This window comes from Aquabacterium sp. (assembly GCF_041909175.1).
In the GTDB taxonomy this organism is placed as follows: Bacteria; Pseudomonadota; Gammaproteobacteria; order Burkholderiales; family Burkholderiaceae_C; genus Aquabacterium.
Window position 1 is genome coordinate 80,624 of record NZ_JAYRDZ010000001.1, and the last position, 14,774, is coordinate 95,397.

A 14,774-nucleotide genomic window follows, 5' to 3' on the forward strand; every position below is an offset into this window, starting at 1 on the left:
CGAGGCCCGCCCCATGACACTCAGCAACAGCCAGATCACACAGCTGGGCGACAGGCTTCGCGGCGGCGAATTCAGCGAAGCTGACTTGGCGATGCTCGATGAGTTTCGCCAAACCTTCACTGAGATCGATGAGCTGGCCTATCAGCTCATCCAGCGCACGCTGGCATCCACCCCTGGGTGGACGGGCACCAAACGCAAGCGCAAGACCCAGCAATCGATTGTGGACAAGCTGCGGCGCCAACCCAAATTGCGATTGCCCCAAATGCAGGACATCGCCGGGTGCCGGATTGTGATTCAGGGTGGAACTTTGGCGGCAGACGCCCTCAGCAGCCTGCTCATGGGTGCATTTGAGACGCTGCAATGGCAGGTGGAGCGCAAAGAGCGGCACGCCCATGGCTACAAAGCGACCCACATCATTGCCAAAAGCGGCCAGAAGTTCTACGAGATACAGCTGAGAACCTATGCGCAAGACATTTGGGCCAATTTGGTGGAGAGTTTGTCAGATGAGAAAAACACCCTCAAGTACGGTGGCAACGACCAAGAGCAAGCACTGATGATCCAGTTGCATTTTTTGGCGGAGCGGTTTGCCTTGATTGACCAGCATGCTCATGTGGTGCCGTTTGAAGGCTATCAGCAGCAGCTAGAGGAAGCGATTCGCCATGTATTTACTCATTGAACACAATCGCACCACCAAAGAAACGCACTGGACAGAGTTCAGTGATTACGCCGCTGCACAGCTTGCTTGCCTGCAAAAAGAGCAAGGATACTTTCACGCCCATCGCCCCGAAATGGAAGTGGTGGTTTTTGAAGCCGACTCCATTGATGACCTCAAGCGCACCCACAGCCGCTATTTTGTGGCTGAAGGACAAAAAGACAATGCGAAGGATGCTTTGGTGGCCATTGGGCTGATCGGGCTGGCGATTTATCTGCTGAACAAGAAGTGAGTGGGCGAGTATGGGGTTTTTGGAAAAGCTGCTGGATGGGGTTGAGGTGGAGTGGATTGCGCTCTGCAAAGTTGTGCACATGCGCGCAGGTCAGCACATCTCGGCTGGCAACATTAGCGATAAATCCAGCAAAGAACATCCTTATCCATGTTTTGGCGGAAATGGTATTCGAGGTTTCGTTGCGGTGAATAGTCACGACGGGAGCCATTTGCTCATAGGTCGGCAGGGAGCCTTATGCGGAAACGTACAACGAACAAGTGGGAAGTTTTATGCGACTGAACACGCCGTCGTTGTCACACCAAGCGCCTGCATAAATATTGATTGGGCATTTCACTTGCTAACGCAAATGAATCTAAATCAGTACGCGTCACAATCTGCTCAACCTGGACTGGCTGTCGGGAAGATTGAGAACTTAAAAATTCCAATCCCCTGCCCAGACGACCCCAAAAAATCCCTTGAAATCCAAGCCGAAATCGTCCGCATCTTGGACACCTTCACCGAGCTTACAGCCGAGCTTACAGCCGAGCTTACAGCACGCAAGCAACAATACAAGCACTATCGCGACCAGTTGTTGAGTTTTCCAGGTGGCGAAGCTGAGTGGAAGCCACTCAGTGAACTTGGCGAGTTCATTCGCGGAAAGCGCTTTACCAAAGCAGATTATGTCGACGACGGCATCGACGTCATTCACTATGGCGAGATCTATACTCAGTATGGAGTATGGACGGATCAAGCTTTTTCCAAAGTTCGGTGCAACATGGAGAAATCACTGCGCTATGCGATGCCGAATGATGTTGTGATCACTGACGTCGGCGAGACTGTGGAAGATGTTGGCAAGGCCGTTGCATGGGTCGGCGATGGGGAAGTGGCTATTCATGACCACTGCTACGCCTTTCGGCATGCAATGAATCCAAAGTTTGTTTCTTATTGCATGCAGACAGCATCTTTCATCGCCGAGAAGGCAAAATACGTCGCCAGGACCAAAGTCAACACACTTTTGATCAATGGGTTCTCCAAAATTGCCATTCCTGTGCCGTACCCGAACGAGCCAAAAAAATCCCTTGCCGAGCAAGCCCGCATCGTCGCCATCCTCGACAAATTCGACGCCCTGACAAATTCCATCGCCGAAGGCCTGCCCCGCGAAATAGAGCTGCGCCAAAAGCAATACGAGTATTACCGCGATTTGCTGCTGAGCTTCCCCAAGCCTGACGGCATGGTGGCTTGAAGGACGGAACGTCGCTGACATCAACACAGGGAAAAGATGAGCAAGCACCACGTCACACTGCAAGATCAGGCCACAGAGTTTCTGCTCTATACGGCGCCCAATGGCTCGATCAAGGTCGAGGTGCTGCTTCGCAACGAGAGCATCTGGCTGACCCAAAAGCGCATGGCGGAGTTGTTCGGCGTCGGCGTGGCGGCCATCTCCAAGCACCTGGATAGCATTTACGAATCAGGCGAACTGCAGCGCGAGGCAACTGTTTCCGTTTTGGAAACAGTTCAACAAGAGGGCACGCGGCAAGTCACACGCAAGCTGGAGTATTTCAACCTCGATGCGGTGATCTCGGTGGGCTACCGAGTCAATTCGGCGCAGGCCACCCAGTTCCGCATCTGGGCCACGCAGCTCATCAAGGAATACATCATCAAGGGCTTTGCCATGGATGATGAACGTCTGAAAAACGGCCGCTACTTTGGCAAAGACTATTTCCGTGAACTGCTGGAGCGGGTGCGCTCTATCCGCGCCAGCGAGCGGCGCATTTACCAGCAGATCACCGACATCTTTGCCGAATGCAGCATCGATTACGACCCCAAGTCTGACACCACGCGGCTGTTTTACGCGCATGTGCAGGACAAGTTTCATTTCGCGATCACCGGGCATACAGCGGCTGAAATCATCGCCATGAAGGCCGATGCCACCAAGCCCATGATGGGCATGAGCACGTACAAGAACGCACCCGATGGGCGCGTGTTGAAGTCGGACGCGCTGGTGGCCAAGAACTACCTGAGTGAGGATGAGATCAAGAAGCTGGAGCGCACCGTATCGGCCTTCTTCGATTACATCGAGGGCATCATCGAGCGGCGCAACACGTTCACGATGGAGAGCTTTGCCGACAGCGTCAACAAGTTCTTGTCATTCAACGAGTACCAGGTCTTGGAGGGCTATGGCAGCGTCACGCGCAAGCAGGCCGAGCACAAGGCCGGGGCCGAGTACGACAAGTTCAACAAGCAGCAGCGCATCGAATCTGATTTCGACCGCGAGGTGAAGCGACTGCTGAAAATGAAGAGGGGCGATGAATGACCGATTACAAAACCATTGCCGAATCGAAGAATTTCATCGTCCTCGACAGTTACACCCGAGAGTGGCAGGTCGCCGAGAGCTACCAGAGCGAGAGTGATCTTGAGCGCGAACTGGTCCAGGACCTGATCAACCAAGGTTATGAGTTCGCCAAGGGCATCAAGACACCTGCTGACATGCTGGCGAACGTGCGCGTGCAACTGCAAACCCTCAACAGCGTGCAGTTCTCCGATGTCGAGTGGCGGCGCTTTGTCGAAACCTATCTGGACAAGCCCAGCGATGGCATCGTCGAGAAGACCCGCAAGGTCCACGACGACCACATCCACGACTTCGTCTTTGATGACGGGCGCATCCAGAATATCTACCTGTTCGACAAGAAGAACATCGCCCGCAACAAGGTGCAGGTGATCAAGCAATTCGAGCAGACGGGCACGCACGCTAACCGCTATGACGTGACCATTCTGGTCAACGGCCTGCCGCTGGTGCAGGTGGAGCTGAAGAAGCGCGGTGTGGCCATCCGCGAAGCCTTCAACCAGGTGCACCGCTACAGCAAAGAGAGCTTCAACAGCGAGCAGTCGCTCTTCAAGTTCTTGCAGCTGTTCGTGATCTCGAACGGCACTGACAGCCGCTACTTCGCCAACACCACGCAGCGCAACAAAAACAGCTTCGACTTCACCATGAACTGGGCGAAGGCGGACAACACGCTGATCAAGGATCTGAAGGACTTCACGGCCACGTTCTTCCAGAAGCACACGCTGCTCAATGTGCTGCTGCACTACTCGGTGTTCGACGTCAGCAACACCTTGTTGGTGATGCGCCCGTACCAGATCGCCGCCACGGAACGCATCTTGTGGAAGATCAAGAGCAGCCACCATGCCAAGAGCTGGAGCAACACCGAAAGCGGTGGCTTCATCTGGCACACCACGGGATCAGGCAAGACGCTGACTAGTTTCAAGGCGGCGCGTTTGGCCACTGAGTTGGACTTCATCGACAAGGTGTTCTTCGTGGTGGACCGCAAGGATCTGGACTACCAGACCATGAAGGAATACCAGCGCTTTTCGCCCGACAGCGTGAACGGTTCAGACAGCACGGCAGGCCTGAAGCGCAACCTGGAGAAGGACGACAACAAGATCGTCGTGACCACCATCCAGAAGCTCAACAACCTGATGAAGAGCGAGGCAGACCTGCCCATCTATGGCAAGCAGGTGGTGTTCATCTTCGACGAGTGCCACCGCAGCCAGTTTGGTGAGGCCCAGAAGAACCTGAAGAAGAAGTTCAAGAAGTTCTGCCAGTTCGGCTTCACCGGCACGCCCATCTTCCCGGAGAACGCCCTGGGCGCCGAAACCACGGCCAGCGTGTTTGGCCGCGAGCTGCATTCGTACGTGATCACCGACGCCATCCGCGACGAGAAGGTGCTCAAGTTCAAGGTCGACTATAACGATGTGCGCCCGCAGTTCAAGGCCATCGAGACCGAGAAGGACGAGAAGAAGCTGAGCGCGGCAGAGAACAAGCAAGCCCTGCTGCACCCAGATCGCATCCGCGAGATCACCCAGTACATCCTGAACAACTATCGGCAAAAGACCCACCGCCTGCACGCGGGCAACAAGGGCTTCAACGCCATGTTCGCGGTCAGCAGTGTGGAAGCCGCCAAGCTGTACTACGAGAGCTTCAACGCACTGCAGAAGGGCAGCGACAAGCCCCTGAAGGTAGCCACCATCTTCTCGTTCGCTGCCAACGAAGAGCAAGACGCGATTGGCGACATCCAGGACGAGACCTTTGATGTGTCAGCCATGAACCTCAGCGCCAAGGAGGCCTTGAGCGCAGCCATCGCCGACTACAACGCGCTGTTCAAGACCAACTTCAGCGTGGACAGCAATGGCTTCCAGAACTACTACCGTGACCTGGCCAAGCAGGTCAAAGCCAAGGAGATCGACCTGCTGATTGTGGTCGGCATGTTCTTGACGGGCTTTGACGCCCCCACGCTGAACACGCTGTTCGTGGACAAGAACCTCCGCTACCACGGGCTGATGCAGGCGTACTCGCGCACCAACCGCATCTTTGATGCCACCAAGACCTTTGGCAACATCGTCACCTTCCGGGATCTGGAGCAAGCGACCATCGATGCCATCACCCTGTTTGGTGACAAGAACACCAAGAACGTGGTGCTGGAGAAGAGCTACAAGGAGTACATGGAAGGCTTCACCGATGCGGCCACCGGCGAGGCGCGTCGGGGCTTCAAGGAAGTCATCAAGGAGCTGGAAACCCGCTTCCCAGACCCTGCGGCCATTGAGAAGGAGGCCGACAAGAAGGCCTTCGCCAAGCTGTTTGGCGAATACCTGCGCGTGGAAAACGTGCTGCAGAACTACGATGAGTTCGCCAGCCTGAAAGACCTGCAAAACGTCGATCTGGCGGACCCTGCTGCGGTGGAGGCGTTCAAGGCCAAGCACCACCTCACTGACGATGCACTGACCGAGCTGCAAAGCATCACCCTGCCGCCGGAGCGCAAGGTTCAGGACTACCGCTCAACCTACAACGACGTACGCGACTGGCTGCGCCGTGACAAGGCCGGCGCCGAGAAGGAAAAGTCGACCATCGACTGGGATGACGTGGTCTTTGAAGTGGACCTGCTGAAATCTCAGGAAATCAACCTGGACTACATCCTGGAGTTGATCTTCGAGCACAACAAGAAGGTCAAGAGCAAGTCGGAGCTGGTGGATGAAGTGCGGCGGGTGATTCGGGCCAGCCTGGGCAACCGCGCCAAAGAAAGCCTGGTGGTGGATTTCATCAACCAGACCGACCTGGACAAAATTGGCGACAAGGCCAGCGTGATCGATGCCTTTTTCACCTTTGCTCAAGCGGAGCAACAGCGTGAAGCGGAGGAACTGATCACGACGGAAGGCCTCAACGCCGAGGCCGCCAGGCGCTACATCACCACATCACTGAAGCGTGAGTTCGCCAGCGAGAACGGCACCGAACTCAACGGGGTACTGCCCAAAATGAGCCCCTTGAACCCGCAGTTCAAGACCAAGAAGCAGACAGTTTTTCAGAAGATTGCCGCATTTGTTGAAAAGTTCAAGGGAGTAGGGGGATCCATCTAATGGATGCCCCCTCACACATGACGCCGCTGAGCATCACTTCTTCAAATCAAACCGATCCAGCTCCATCACCTTGTACCAGGCGGCCACGAAGTCCTTGACCATCCGGGCCTGCCCGTCTTGCTGCGCATAGACCTCGGCCAGGGCACGCAGTTGCGCGTTCGAGCCGAAGATGAGGTCGACCACGGTGGCGGTCCACTTCACGGTGCCCGTCTTGCGGTCACGGCCTTCCAGCACGTTGGCATCAGCCGCTGAGCGCTGCCAGGCGGTGCCCATGTCGAGCAGGTTGACGAAGAAGTCGTTGCTCAAGGTGCCGGGCCGCTGGGTGAACACGCCGTGCTGGCTGCCAGCGGTGTTGGCGTTCAAGGCGCGCAAGCCGCCCACCAGTACGGTCATCTCGGGGCCGGTGAGGTTGAGCAACTGCGCCTTGTCGATCAGCATCTCGGCGGCGTAGGGCGCCACGCCCGGGGCCACGTAGTTGCGGAAGCCATCGGCACGGGGTTCGAGCACGGCGAACGAGTCCACATCGGTCTGCGCTTGCGTGGCATCGGTGCGGCCCGGCGTGAAGGGCACGGTCACGGTGTGGCCGGCCTTCTGCGCAGCGGCTTCAATGGCGGCGCCACCGGCCAGCACGATCAAGTCCGCCATCGAGACCTTCTTGCCACCCGTTTGCGCATCGTTGAAGGCTTGCTGGATGGCCGCAAGCTGGGCCAGCACCTTGTCCAACTCAGCCGGGTTGTTGACGGCCCAGTTCTTTTGCGGGGCCAGGCGGATGCGTGCCCCATTGGCCCCGCCACGCTTGTCGCTGCCGCGGAAGCTGGCGGCCGAAGCCCAGGCCGTGTTCACCAGTTGCGACACGGTCAAGCCCGAAGCCAGCACCTGGGCCTTCAAGGTGGCCACGTCTTGCGCGTCCATCACCGGGTGGTCCACAGCGGGCACCGGGTCTTGCCACGCCAGCACCTCGGCCGGCACGAGCTTGCCCAGGTAGCGGGCACGCGGACCCATGTCGCGGTGGGTCAGCTTGAACCAGGCGCGGGCGAAGGCATCGGCAAACTCGGCCGGGTTGGCGTGGTAACGGCGGGCGATCTTTTCATACGCGGGGTCGAAGCGCAGAGAAAGGTCAGCCGTGGTCATCATCGGCGGGTGCTTCTGGCTGGGGTCGTGCGCGTCCGGGATCATGTGCTCGGGCTTGCAGTCCTTGGGCGTCCATTGGTGGGCGCCGGCCGGGCTCTTGGTCAGCTCCCACTCGTAGCCGAACAGCATGTCGAAGTAGCCGTTGTCCCACTTCGTGGGGTTGGGCTTCCAGGCCCCTTCAATGCCGCTGGTGGTGGTGTGCACGCCTTTGCCAGTGCCGAACTGGTTGATCCAGCCAAAGCCCATGACTTCTACCGGTGCGGCTTCAGGTTCGGGACCGACCAACGCTGGGTCACCCGCACCGTGCGCCTTGCCGAAGGTGTGACCGCCAGCCACCAAGGCCACGGTTTCTTCGTCGTTCATGGCCATGCGGGCGAAGGTTTCGCGCACATCGCGGCCCGAGGCCACGGGGTCGGGGTTGCCGTCCGGCCCTTCGGGGTTCACGTAGATCAGGCCCATCTGCACAGCAGCCAGGGGGTTGTCGAGCTCGCGCTCGCCCTTGTAGCGGCTGTTGGCTTCCTTGCTGCTGGCCAGCCACTTGGTCTCGGGGCCCCAGTAGGTGTCTTCACCGGGTTCCCAGATGTCTTCTCGGCCACCGGCAAAACCAAAGGTCTTCAAGCCCATGTTGTCCAGTGCCACATTGCCGGCCAGGATCATCAAGTCGGCCCACGAGATCTGGTTGCCGTACTTTTGCTTGATGGGCCACAAGAGGCGGCGGGCCTTGTCGAGGTTGCCGTTGTCGGGCCAGCTGTTGAGCGGGGCGAAACGCTGCGCGCCTTCACCGGCGCCACCACGGCCATCGGCCACGCGGTAGGTGCCGGCCGAGTGCCAGGCCATGCGGATGAACAAGCCGCCATAGTGGCCCCAGTCAGCGGGCCACCAGTCTTGCGAGTCGGTCATCAAGGCATGCAGGTCCTTGACGACGGCGTCCAGGTCGAGTGCTTTGAACGCTTCGGCGTAGTTGAAATCAGCACCCAGCGGGTTCGCCTTGGGCGAGTGCTGGTGCAGGATGTTGAGGTTGAGTTGCTCTGGCCACCAGGTGCGGTTGGTGGGGGCTGCGGCCACGCGGGTTTGCGGGTTGGCGGCGTGGAAAGGGCACTTCGATTCGGCGGTCATGGCGTCTCCTGTTCTGTCAGTCAGCGGGTGGATGTCAGGCAGTGTAGAAATCGCCACGCAATAGCGCAAACCAATTATCTAAATTGCGTCGATAGTTTTTTGCATGGCGCTTTGGTCGATAGGCCAAGCTCACACTAAGCCCATCTGGTTCGCATTCCAATCGGGGCTGGCCACCAATCGAACAGTCCCGCCATGACCACCCGTCCACCTGTTCTCGTTCTAGGAACACACATGCCTGGCTTGCTGGAAGAGCTGGCCCGTCATGTCGAGCTGTGCCTGCTGAACCAGGCACCCGACCCTCAGGCCTTTCTGGCCGAGCACGGAGCCCGCTTTCTGGGCCTGGTCACCTCGTCGGCCAGCGGCTTGCCGGCATCGGTGCTGGCAGCACTGCCCGGGCTGCAGGTCATTTCGAATTTCGGGGTTGGCATCGACCACCTGGACCTGACCGAGATCAGGCGGCGCGGCATCACCGTGGGCTATACGCCTGATGTGCTCAATGACTGCGTAGCCGACCTGGCGGTGGGCCTGATGATCGATGTGGCACGAGGCATCAGTGCTGCTGATCGCTTTGTGCGGGCCGGGCAGTGGGGTGGCCCGCAGCGATTTGGCCTGGGCACCCGTGTGAGCGGCAAGAGAGTCGGCATGATCGGTATGGGCCGCATCGGACGAGTCATTGCCCGCCGCATGCAGGGCTTTGACGTGGACATCCGCTATCACAGCCGCCATGCCGCGAGCGATGTGCCATACGCCCATGAACCCGATCTGCTGACCTTGGCAGCCTGGTCAGACTTTCTGGTCGTGATCGTGCCGGGCGATGCCAGCACCCGGCACCTGGTCAGCCGAGCGGTGCTGCGGGCGCTGGGGCCTCAGGGCTACCTGGTCAACGTGGCGCGCGGCAGCGTGGTCGATGAAGCCGCCCTGCTTGCCGCACTGCAGCAGGGTGAACTGCGCGGCGCGGCGCTGGATGTGTTCGAACACGAGCCGCACGTCTCCCGTGGTCTGCAGAACCTCAACCAGGTGGTCTTGCTGCCCCACATCGGCAGCGGCACCCACGAAACCCGTCAGGCCATGGCCGATCTGGTGGTGGCCAATCTGAGGGCATTTTTTGAAGGCCGGCCAGAGCAGGTGATCAGCCCGGAGTGAACAACGACGCGACCAACTGGGCACACCGGCGAGTTATTCAAACCTATAAACGAATAACCGGTTTAGATAAACATACAACAAATATCTAAACCCGTATTTTAATTGGCACACACCATTCCCGTGTTTTTTTCACACAGTGATGTTGAGTGTGTCTCGCTAATTTCATATTAACCAAATGTAAAGCTGATAGGCTCGCCAGAAATAACTAGTAACAAGCGCGTGCACCGGCACAGCGCGTCACTCAGAGAGCCTTCATGTTTTGCAAGAAATGTGGAAATGAACTGGCCGACACGGCCAAGTTTTGCGGGAAATGCGGGACACCGACCGCCGCGCCTGTTGCACCAGTCGCGCCTGAACCGGTACCTGTGCCGCCCCCCGTTCAGGCACTTGTGGAAATACCTGTTGAATCTGCAGCGCCGAATATCGAGCCTGAAGTTATTCCACCGCGCGCACCTGAACCCAAACCGCAAAACAAACCCAATCCAGCCGTTGAAAAAACCAGCTCCGAGGGCCCGAACCGCGCCTATCTGTATGGCGCCATAGCCGCCGGGGTATTGGTGGCGGTGGTGGGTGGCAGTTGGTGGTTCATGGCTCACCGCCAGGGTGCTGCAGCGACGCCTGCTGCGGACGCTGCCGCATCCCAGGCCTCCGCGCCTGACAGCGCGGCCTCTGAGCCCGCCGCACCCGCACCGCAGCCCATTGAAGCCCCGCCATCGGCACCGTCCCCAGCACCTGCTGAGGCCCCCAAGCCCGTCGTCGTCGAGACGCCCGCTCCGGTGGCGTCTGCACCGGCTCCGGCCGCCACGACACCCGCAAGTGCCCCAGCCGCCAAGAAGCGGCAGGCAGACACGCGCCAGCGTGATCAGGACCGCGCGCAGCTGCACAAGGCCAACAAGACTCTGGACGATCTGCTCAAGTAAGGGAGAACTTCCATCATGATCAAACAAGCTAGCCTTTCTACGGTGGCCCTGGTCATCTTGCTGTCTGGTTGTGCCAACACCGACGGCGGCACCGACAAGAAATCCACCAGCGCCGCCATCGGCGCGGGCATCGGCTGTGCCGGTGGTGCCATCTTGGCCAAAGTCACCGGCAACAGCATGGCCGCAGGGTGTGTGGTCGGCGCGGCAGTGGGTGGCCTGATCGGCTTCGAACGCGCCCGCCAAGAAGAAATGGCAGCCGCCGAACAGGCACGCACCGAGGCCATGCAGGCCATGGCCGCACTGCCACCGGGGAAGCGTGCCACGGCGGGTGAGGTCAAGACCGTCGATGTCACCGCCACCGACAAGAAAACCAAGGAAACACGCAAGTACAAGGCTTTCGAGTCGGTCAGCGTGGACCTGCCTCTGTCGACCAAGGGCAGCCCCGAATACGACGCAGCCATGGGCAAGCTCAAGACGCTGGCCGAGCGTGTGGCAGACGAGCGCGGGTCCTCCGAGATCCAGGTCGCCATGACGCCAGCTGATGTCAAGGCACGCAAGGTGGCATTGACCGGCGGCACCGTCAACACCGCCAAGGGCAACCCCATCACCGTGTCCAAGGTCAGTGATGCCGGCGTGCCTGCCGGTGTCGAGCGCATCACCGTGAAGGCCGGCCGCATCCGCCAGACCGAGGTCTGAGCGGGCCAACCGCCGCCCCCAACTGAAACCTGTCTTCCTGCTGGCTGGTCTGCACGACTGGCCAGCGAGGCCTTCTTTTGTCCAGAAACAAGCCACTGCCGGAGTTGTACATGCAGACCGAATCTCTGTCGTCCAGGGCCAATGTAGGCCAGTTGATACGCGCAGCCGAAGGGCTGACCCAATGGCGCCCCTTGGTGCTGAGCTTCCTGTCCTTGCTGTGCACCATGGCGCTGTTTGCCGTGGCTGCCGCCGTGGGAAACCGCCTGCACAACTCGTTTGGCTCGCTGCTGGGCGTGCTCATCGGTCTGCTGGCCGTGGCCGTGCTCTCGGCCGGGTTTTCAGGCGCGGGCGTGATGCTGATGGACCGGGCCAAGCAAATTACCCCGCGCTCGATGAGTGACGCCATCCTGTTCGGCTTCATGTGTCTGCCCCGCTTCCTGGGCTTCGCACTGGTGCTGCTCGCCCTGTCGCTCGGCCTGGCGCTGGTAGCCAGCCTCGTCTACATGATCTGCAAGATCCCCGGACTGGGCCCGCTGCTGGTGTTCGTCACCCACCCCATTCTTGTGGTCGCAGCCGCGTTCCTGTTCACCGCCGTGATATGGGTCGCCATTCCGATGTTCACCCCCGCGGTGTGGGACGGCCACAGCTTCAAGGAAGCACTGGTGGTGGTCTACCAGAGCGCACGCAGCCGCCTGTTCAAGGTGATCGTGATGCTGGTGGCGCTGTATTTCATCACCATGCTCATCGGCGCGGTGGTTGTGTTTGGCGTCCTCTTCGGCCTGGGTTCCATGACCACGCTGGCATCCAGCATCTTGGATGCCCATGTTGGCGCCTCGGTGCTCGGGTCGCTGATGCCCATGGGCGGAATGGGCGGCTACGGTGGCCTGGGAGGATATGGCGGATATGGGGGCGGTTACGAAGGCGGCTCGGGTGGCGCGCTGGCGCAGGCATTGAAGTACTCGTCGATCATGATTGGCGCCGTGCTGTTCTCACTGATGATGCAGGTAGTGATCATGGGGCTCAACCTGGTCTATCTGAGCGTCACCGCTGGCCTGGATCTGAGCGAGGGCCGCGCCGCCCTGGACGCCGGGCTCGAACAGGCCCGCCGCAAGGCCAAGGAAGCGCAGGAACGGGCCAAGGAAGCAGCAGAGCGCGCACGACAACAGGCCCGCCCCGCCACCACCACATTGCAGGCACCATCGGCAGCGCAGCCAACGACGCCCACGGAATGCCCGAATTGCCACAGCCCCATCACCGCAGATGACCTGTTCTGCGGCAACTGCGGCCACAAGCTGAAGTAAGCAGGACGGCAACATGGGACGTTTCTGCACACGCTGCGGCACCGCCAACGGGGACGATGACGCCTTTTGCCAGAACTGCGGCGCGCCTTTGAACAAGGCTGCTCTGACCGAGACGGCGTCTGCACCACCAGTTGCAACCGAGCCAACGCCGGTCATGCCGGCAGCGTGGCCAGCCAGGCGCCTGGCCATCTGGGGCGGTCTGACGCTGTCGGCCCTGGTGGCCGCTGGCGGTGCGATTTATGTCATCGGCAAGCCACCCGAGGCCAGCCCGGCCAATTTGCTGGTCGCTGCCAAAGGAGATCTGGCTGCGCTGGTGAAAGCCAAGGCACCGGCCTCACTGTGTCTGCACAACATGGACTACGCGGCCGACACGTTCAACGTGGCCGAGTACGATCAGCGCACGCTGGGCTGGCTGGACATGCTGAGCAGCGCCGGCCTGTACGAAAAGGTCGGGCCGATAGCCAGTGGCAACGGCTTCTTCAGCCAGACGCTGGTTCAATACAAACCCACGTCGGTGCTGATGAAGTGGCGCGATGGCAACCGGCTCTGCATTGCCCACAGCGCGGTCGTGTCCGAGGTAACAGACATCGGGACGCCGCAGGACGTGCGCGTGCGACCTGACGCCCCTGGGCAACACATGGTGCACGCCAAGGTGGTGGTGGCTGCGGCAGACCCGGCGGACTGGCTGAGCAAGCCCGGTGTCGCCGAACACATGCTGCCCTTGCTGCCCGACTGGACCTGGGCCCCGTCCGAAGGGCACCTGACGGCGGCGCGCGAGGAAGACTTCGTCGTCAAGGAAGGAAAGTGGCGCATAGCCACCGGTATCTCGGCCGCAGAGGTACGAAATAGCCGCGCCACACAACGTGAACAGGATGAAGCCAAAGCGTCTGCCGAGCCCGGGTTCTGGAGTCGCATCAAGTCCATGCTCGGCATGCAGACCCATCCCCTCGAAGGCACCTGGCAGGTGGATACCGAGACTACGCCCAGTGTGTTCGGCATGCGCTTTTCTCAGGCAGGGATCGAGGAGCAATTGACCTTTACGTCCGACGCGATCGTGATCAAAGGCCGCGAGATCAAATGCCGCTTCGTGCAGGAAGGTCAACGCATCAAGGTCTACCCCGAAGGGGAGAAATCCGTGCTGGTCTTCGAAATGCCTGACGAGAACACAGCCCAGCTCAACCTGGGCTTGATCACCATTCCGTACAAGCGGGTCAATTGACTCACCCCTTGTGGTCTTCCACAAACGGGATTTCCAGCTTCGGGCTCATGGGAAAGGGCGGTGGTGAAAACGGCGCCGCGGCCCTGATGTCGCTGGGCCTGGTGCTCTGGCAGAAAAAAGGCGTGACATTGTCAACACCTTGAGACGTTTCCCTGTCAACGGAGTGCGAGCGGGTCACGTTAGGAGCACATCAGCACTCGTCATTGCACGCGTATGTCCGTACAAATCAAAACCCCCGCTGCCACCACCCCTTCGCACCTGCCCATGCTCATGGCCCGCCCCGAGCCCAAGCACGAGCCATATGTGTCTGGCATCGCACGCGCCGGCCGCCTGGCCCGCTTGCTCGACCAGAAGGCCGACAAGAAGCGCTGAGGCAGCCTGCAGCACACGCCATTGTCGGATGACACAGAAAGTGAACGCTAGCCCCTTGAATCGTAAGCCTTCTTTCAAGTTCTTTGTCAACACGCCCGTCCGTCAGTGACACGTTTGTTGAAAGCTTCCGCAGAGTGTGACTTGATAAGTGAAATGCTAGCTTATGAGTAAAGCGTGAAGGGCGAACTAACGCTGGAAAGCATCAAGTGCTCTTGGGGCGCAGCGCCCCCGCCAGCATAAATGATGGGAGGCACTGCAATGATCGAGCTCATCGTCGGATCTAGTCAGGAAGCAAATCGTCAAAGGCTCCATCAATGAACTGTCGGGCCATATTCCCCTGCAGGCGGGCTGACTCGTCGATGCTCATCAGGTCAATTCGACGATTCGGGAGCAACCGAACCTTGAGCAGGCTCTCCGGCCCGCGCAGGCCCTTGTTGAACATCAGCTTTCCCTGAACGAGTTGCTCACGGACAATCTGCATGCGCTCTTCGAACTCCGCCCTGGTCGAGGGCGTCTCCATGTGTCTCATCATTGCGCAAATCCT

Annotated in this window: 13 protein-coding genes and 1 pseudogene; 12 read left to right on the top strand and 2 right to left on the bottom strand. The window is 59.6% G+C overall.

The window, feature by feature from the left end:
* The first annotated feature begins 13 nt into the window (after nucleotides 1–13).
* Genes ACE3PH_RS00365 through ACE3PH_RS00385 form a run of 5 tightly spaced genes read left to right on the top strand, consistent with a single transcriptional unit; the run spans nucleotide 14 to nucleotide 6,332 of the window.
* On the top strand, nucleotides 14–676 hold the full coding sequence (locus ACE3PH_RS00365) for a hypothetical protein (RefSeq protein ID WP_374315344.1): 663 nt from the start codon (nucleotides 14–16) through the stop codon (nucleotides 674–676).
* Nucleotides 660–944 (top strand): hypothetical protein, encoded by a 285-nt coding sequence (locus tag ACE3PH_RS00370; RefSeq protein ID WP_374315346.1) that lies wholly within the window; start codon nucleotides 660–662, stop codon nucleotides 942–944. The genes ACE3PH_RS00365 and ACE3PH_RS00370 overlap by 17 nt, the downstream gene beginning before the upstream one ends.
* Nucleotides 945–954: 10 nt before the next feature.
* The gene (locus ACE3PH_RS00375; protein ID WP_374315348.1) at nucleotides 955–2,166 is read left to right on the top strand and encodes a restriction endonuclease subunit S; all 1,212 of its coding nucleotides are present in this window, start codon (nucleotides 955–957) and stop codon (nucleotides 2,164–2,166) included.
* Between the two features lie 36 nt (nucleotides 2,167–2,202).
* Nucleotides 2,203–3,237, top strand: a complete 1,035-nt coding sequence (rhuM, locus tag ACE3PH_RS00380) for a RhuM family protein (RefSeq protein WP_374315350.1) — start codon at nucleotides 2,203–2,205, stop codon at nucleotides 3,235–3,237.
* Nucleotides 3,234–6,332 (top strand): type I restriction endonuclease subunit R, encoded by a 3,099-nt coding sequence (locus tag ACE3PH_RS00385; RefSeq protein ID WP_374315352.1) that lies wholly within the window; start codon nucleotides 3,234–3,236, stop codon nucleotides 6,330–6,332. The genes rhuM and ACE3PH_RS00385 overlap by 4 nt, the downstream gene beginning before the upstream one ends.
* Nucleotides 6,333–6,365: 33 nt before the next feature.
* Here the strand turns inward: ACE3PH_RS00385 and katG are convergent, their stop codons facing one another.
* Nucleotides 6,366–8,579, bottom strand: coding sequence for a catalase/peroxidase HPI (gene katG, locus ACE3PH_RS00390; RefSeq protein WP_374315355.1), 2,214 nt, complete (start codon nucleotides 8,577–8,579; stop codon nucleotides 6,366–6,368).
* A 231-nt stretch (nucleotides 8,580–8,810) separates the two neighbouring features.
* On the opposite strand from katG, the gene ACE3PH_RS00395 reads away from it, so the two are divergent.
* The 7 genes and pseudogenes from ACE3PH_RS00395 (at nucleotide 8,811) to ACE3PH_RS00425 (ending at nucleotide 14,230) form a co-directional block, all read left to right on the top strand.
* A complete protein-coding gene (locus ACE3PH_RS00395; RefSeq protein ID WP_374315357.1) occupies nucleotides 8,811–9,722 on the top strand; it encodes a 2-hydroxyacid dehydrogenase in 912 nt (303 codons plus the stop codon).
* Between the two features lie 254 nt (nucleotides 9,723–9,976).
* Nucleotides 9,977–10,039 (top strand): annotated as a pseudogene (locus tag ACE3PH_RS00400) (zinc-ribbon domain-containing protein); the annotation flags it as partial.
* A 72-nt stretch (nucleotides 10,040–10,111) separates the two neighbouring features.
* Nucleotides 10,112–10,642 (top strand): hypothetical protein, encoded by a 531-nt coding sequence (locus tag ACE3PH_RS00405; RefSeq protein WP_374316235.1) that lies wholly within the window; start codon nucleotides 10,112–10,114, stop codon nucleotides 10,640–10,642.
* A 15-nt stretch (nucleotides 10,643–10,657) separates the two neighbouring features.
* Nucleotides 10,658–11,338 carry a hypothetical protein gene (locus ACE3PH_RS00410; RefSeq protein WP_374315359.1) on the top strand — a complete coding sequence of 227 codons (681 nt, stop codon included), beginning with the start codon at nucleotides 10,658–10,660 and terminating at the stop codon, nucleotides 11,336–11,338.
* Nucleotides 11,339–11,448: 110 nt separating this feature from the next.
* Nucleotides 11,449–12,639, top strand: coding sequence for a zinc-ribbon domain-containing protein (locus ACE3PH_RS00415; RefSeq protein ID WP_374315361.1), 1,191 nt, complete (start codon nucleotides 11,449–11,451; stop codon nucleotides 12,637–12,639).
* 13 nt (nucleotides 12,640–12,652) lie between these two features.
* Nucleotides 12,653–13,858, top strand: a complete 1,206-nt coding sequence (locus ACE3PH_RS00420; protein WP_374315363.1) for a zinc-ribbon domain-containing protein — start codon at nucleotides 12,653–12,655, stop codon at nucleotides 13,856–13,858.
* A gap of 213 nt (nucleotides 13,859–14,071) precedes the next feature.
* Nucleotides 14,072–14,230 carry a hypothetical protein gene (locus ACE3PH_RS00425; RefSeq protein WP_374315365.1) on the top strand — a complete coding sequence of 53 codons (159 nt, stop codon included), beginning with the start codon at nucleotides 14,072–14,074 and terminating at the stop codon, nucleotides 14,228–14,230.
* A 280-nt stretch (nucleotides 14,231–14,510) separates the two neighbouring features.
* Here ACE3PH_RS00425 and avs1c read toward each other — a convergent pair whose 3' ends face one another.
* A complete protein-coding gene (gene avs1c, locus ACE3PH_RS00430) occupies nucleotides 14,511–14,750 on the bottom strand; it encodes an AVAST type 1 anti-phage system protein Avs1c (RefSeq protein ID WP_374315367.1) in 240 nt (79 codons plus the stop codon).
* Nucleotides 14,751–14,774: the final 24 nt, after the last annotated feature.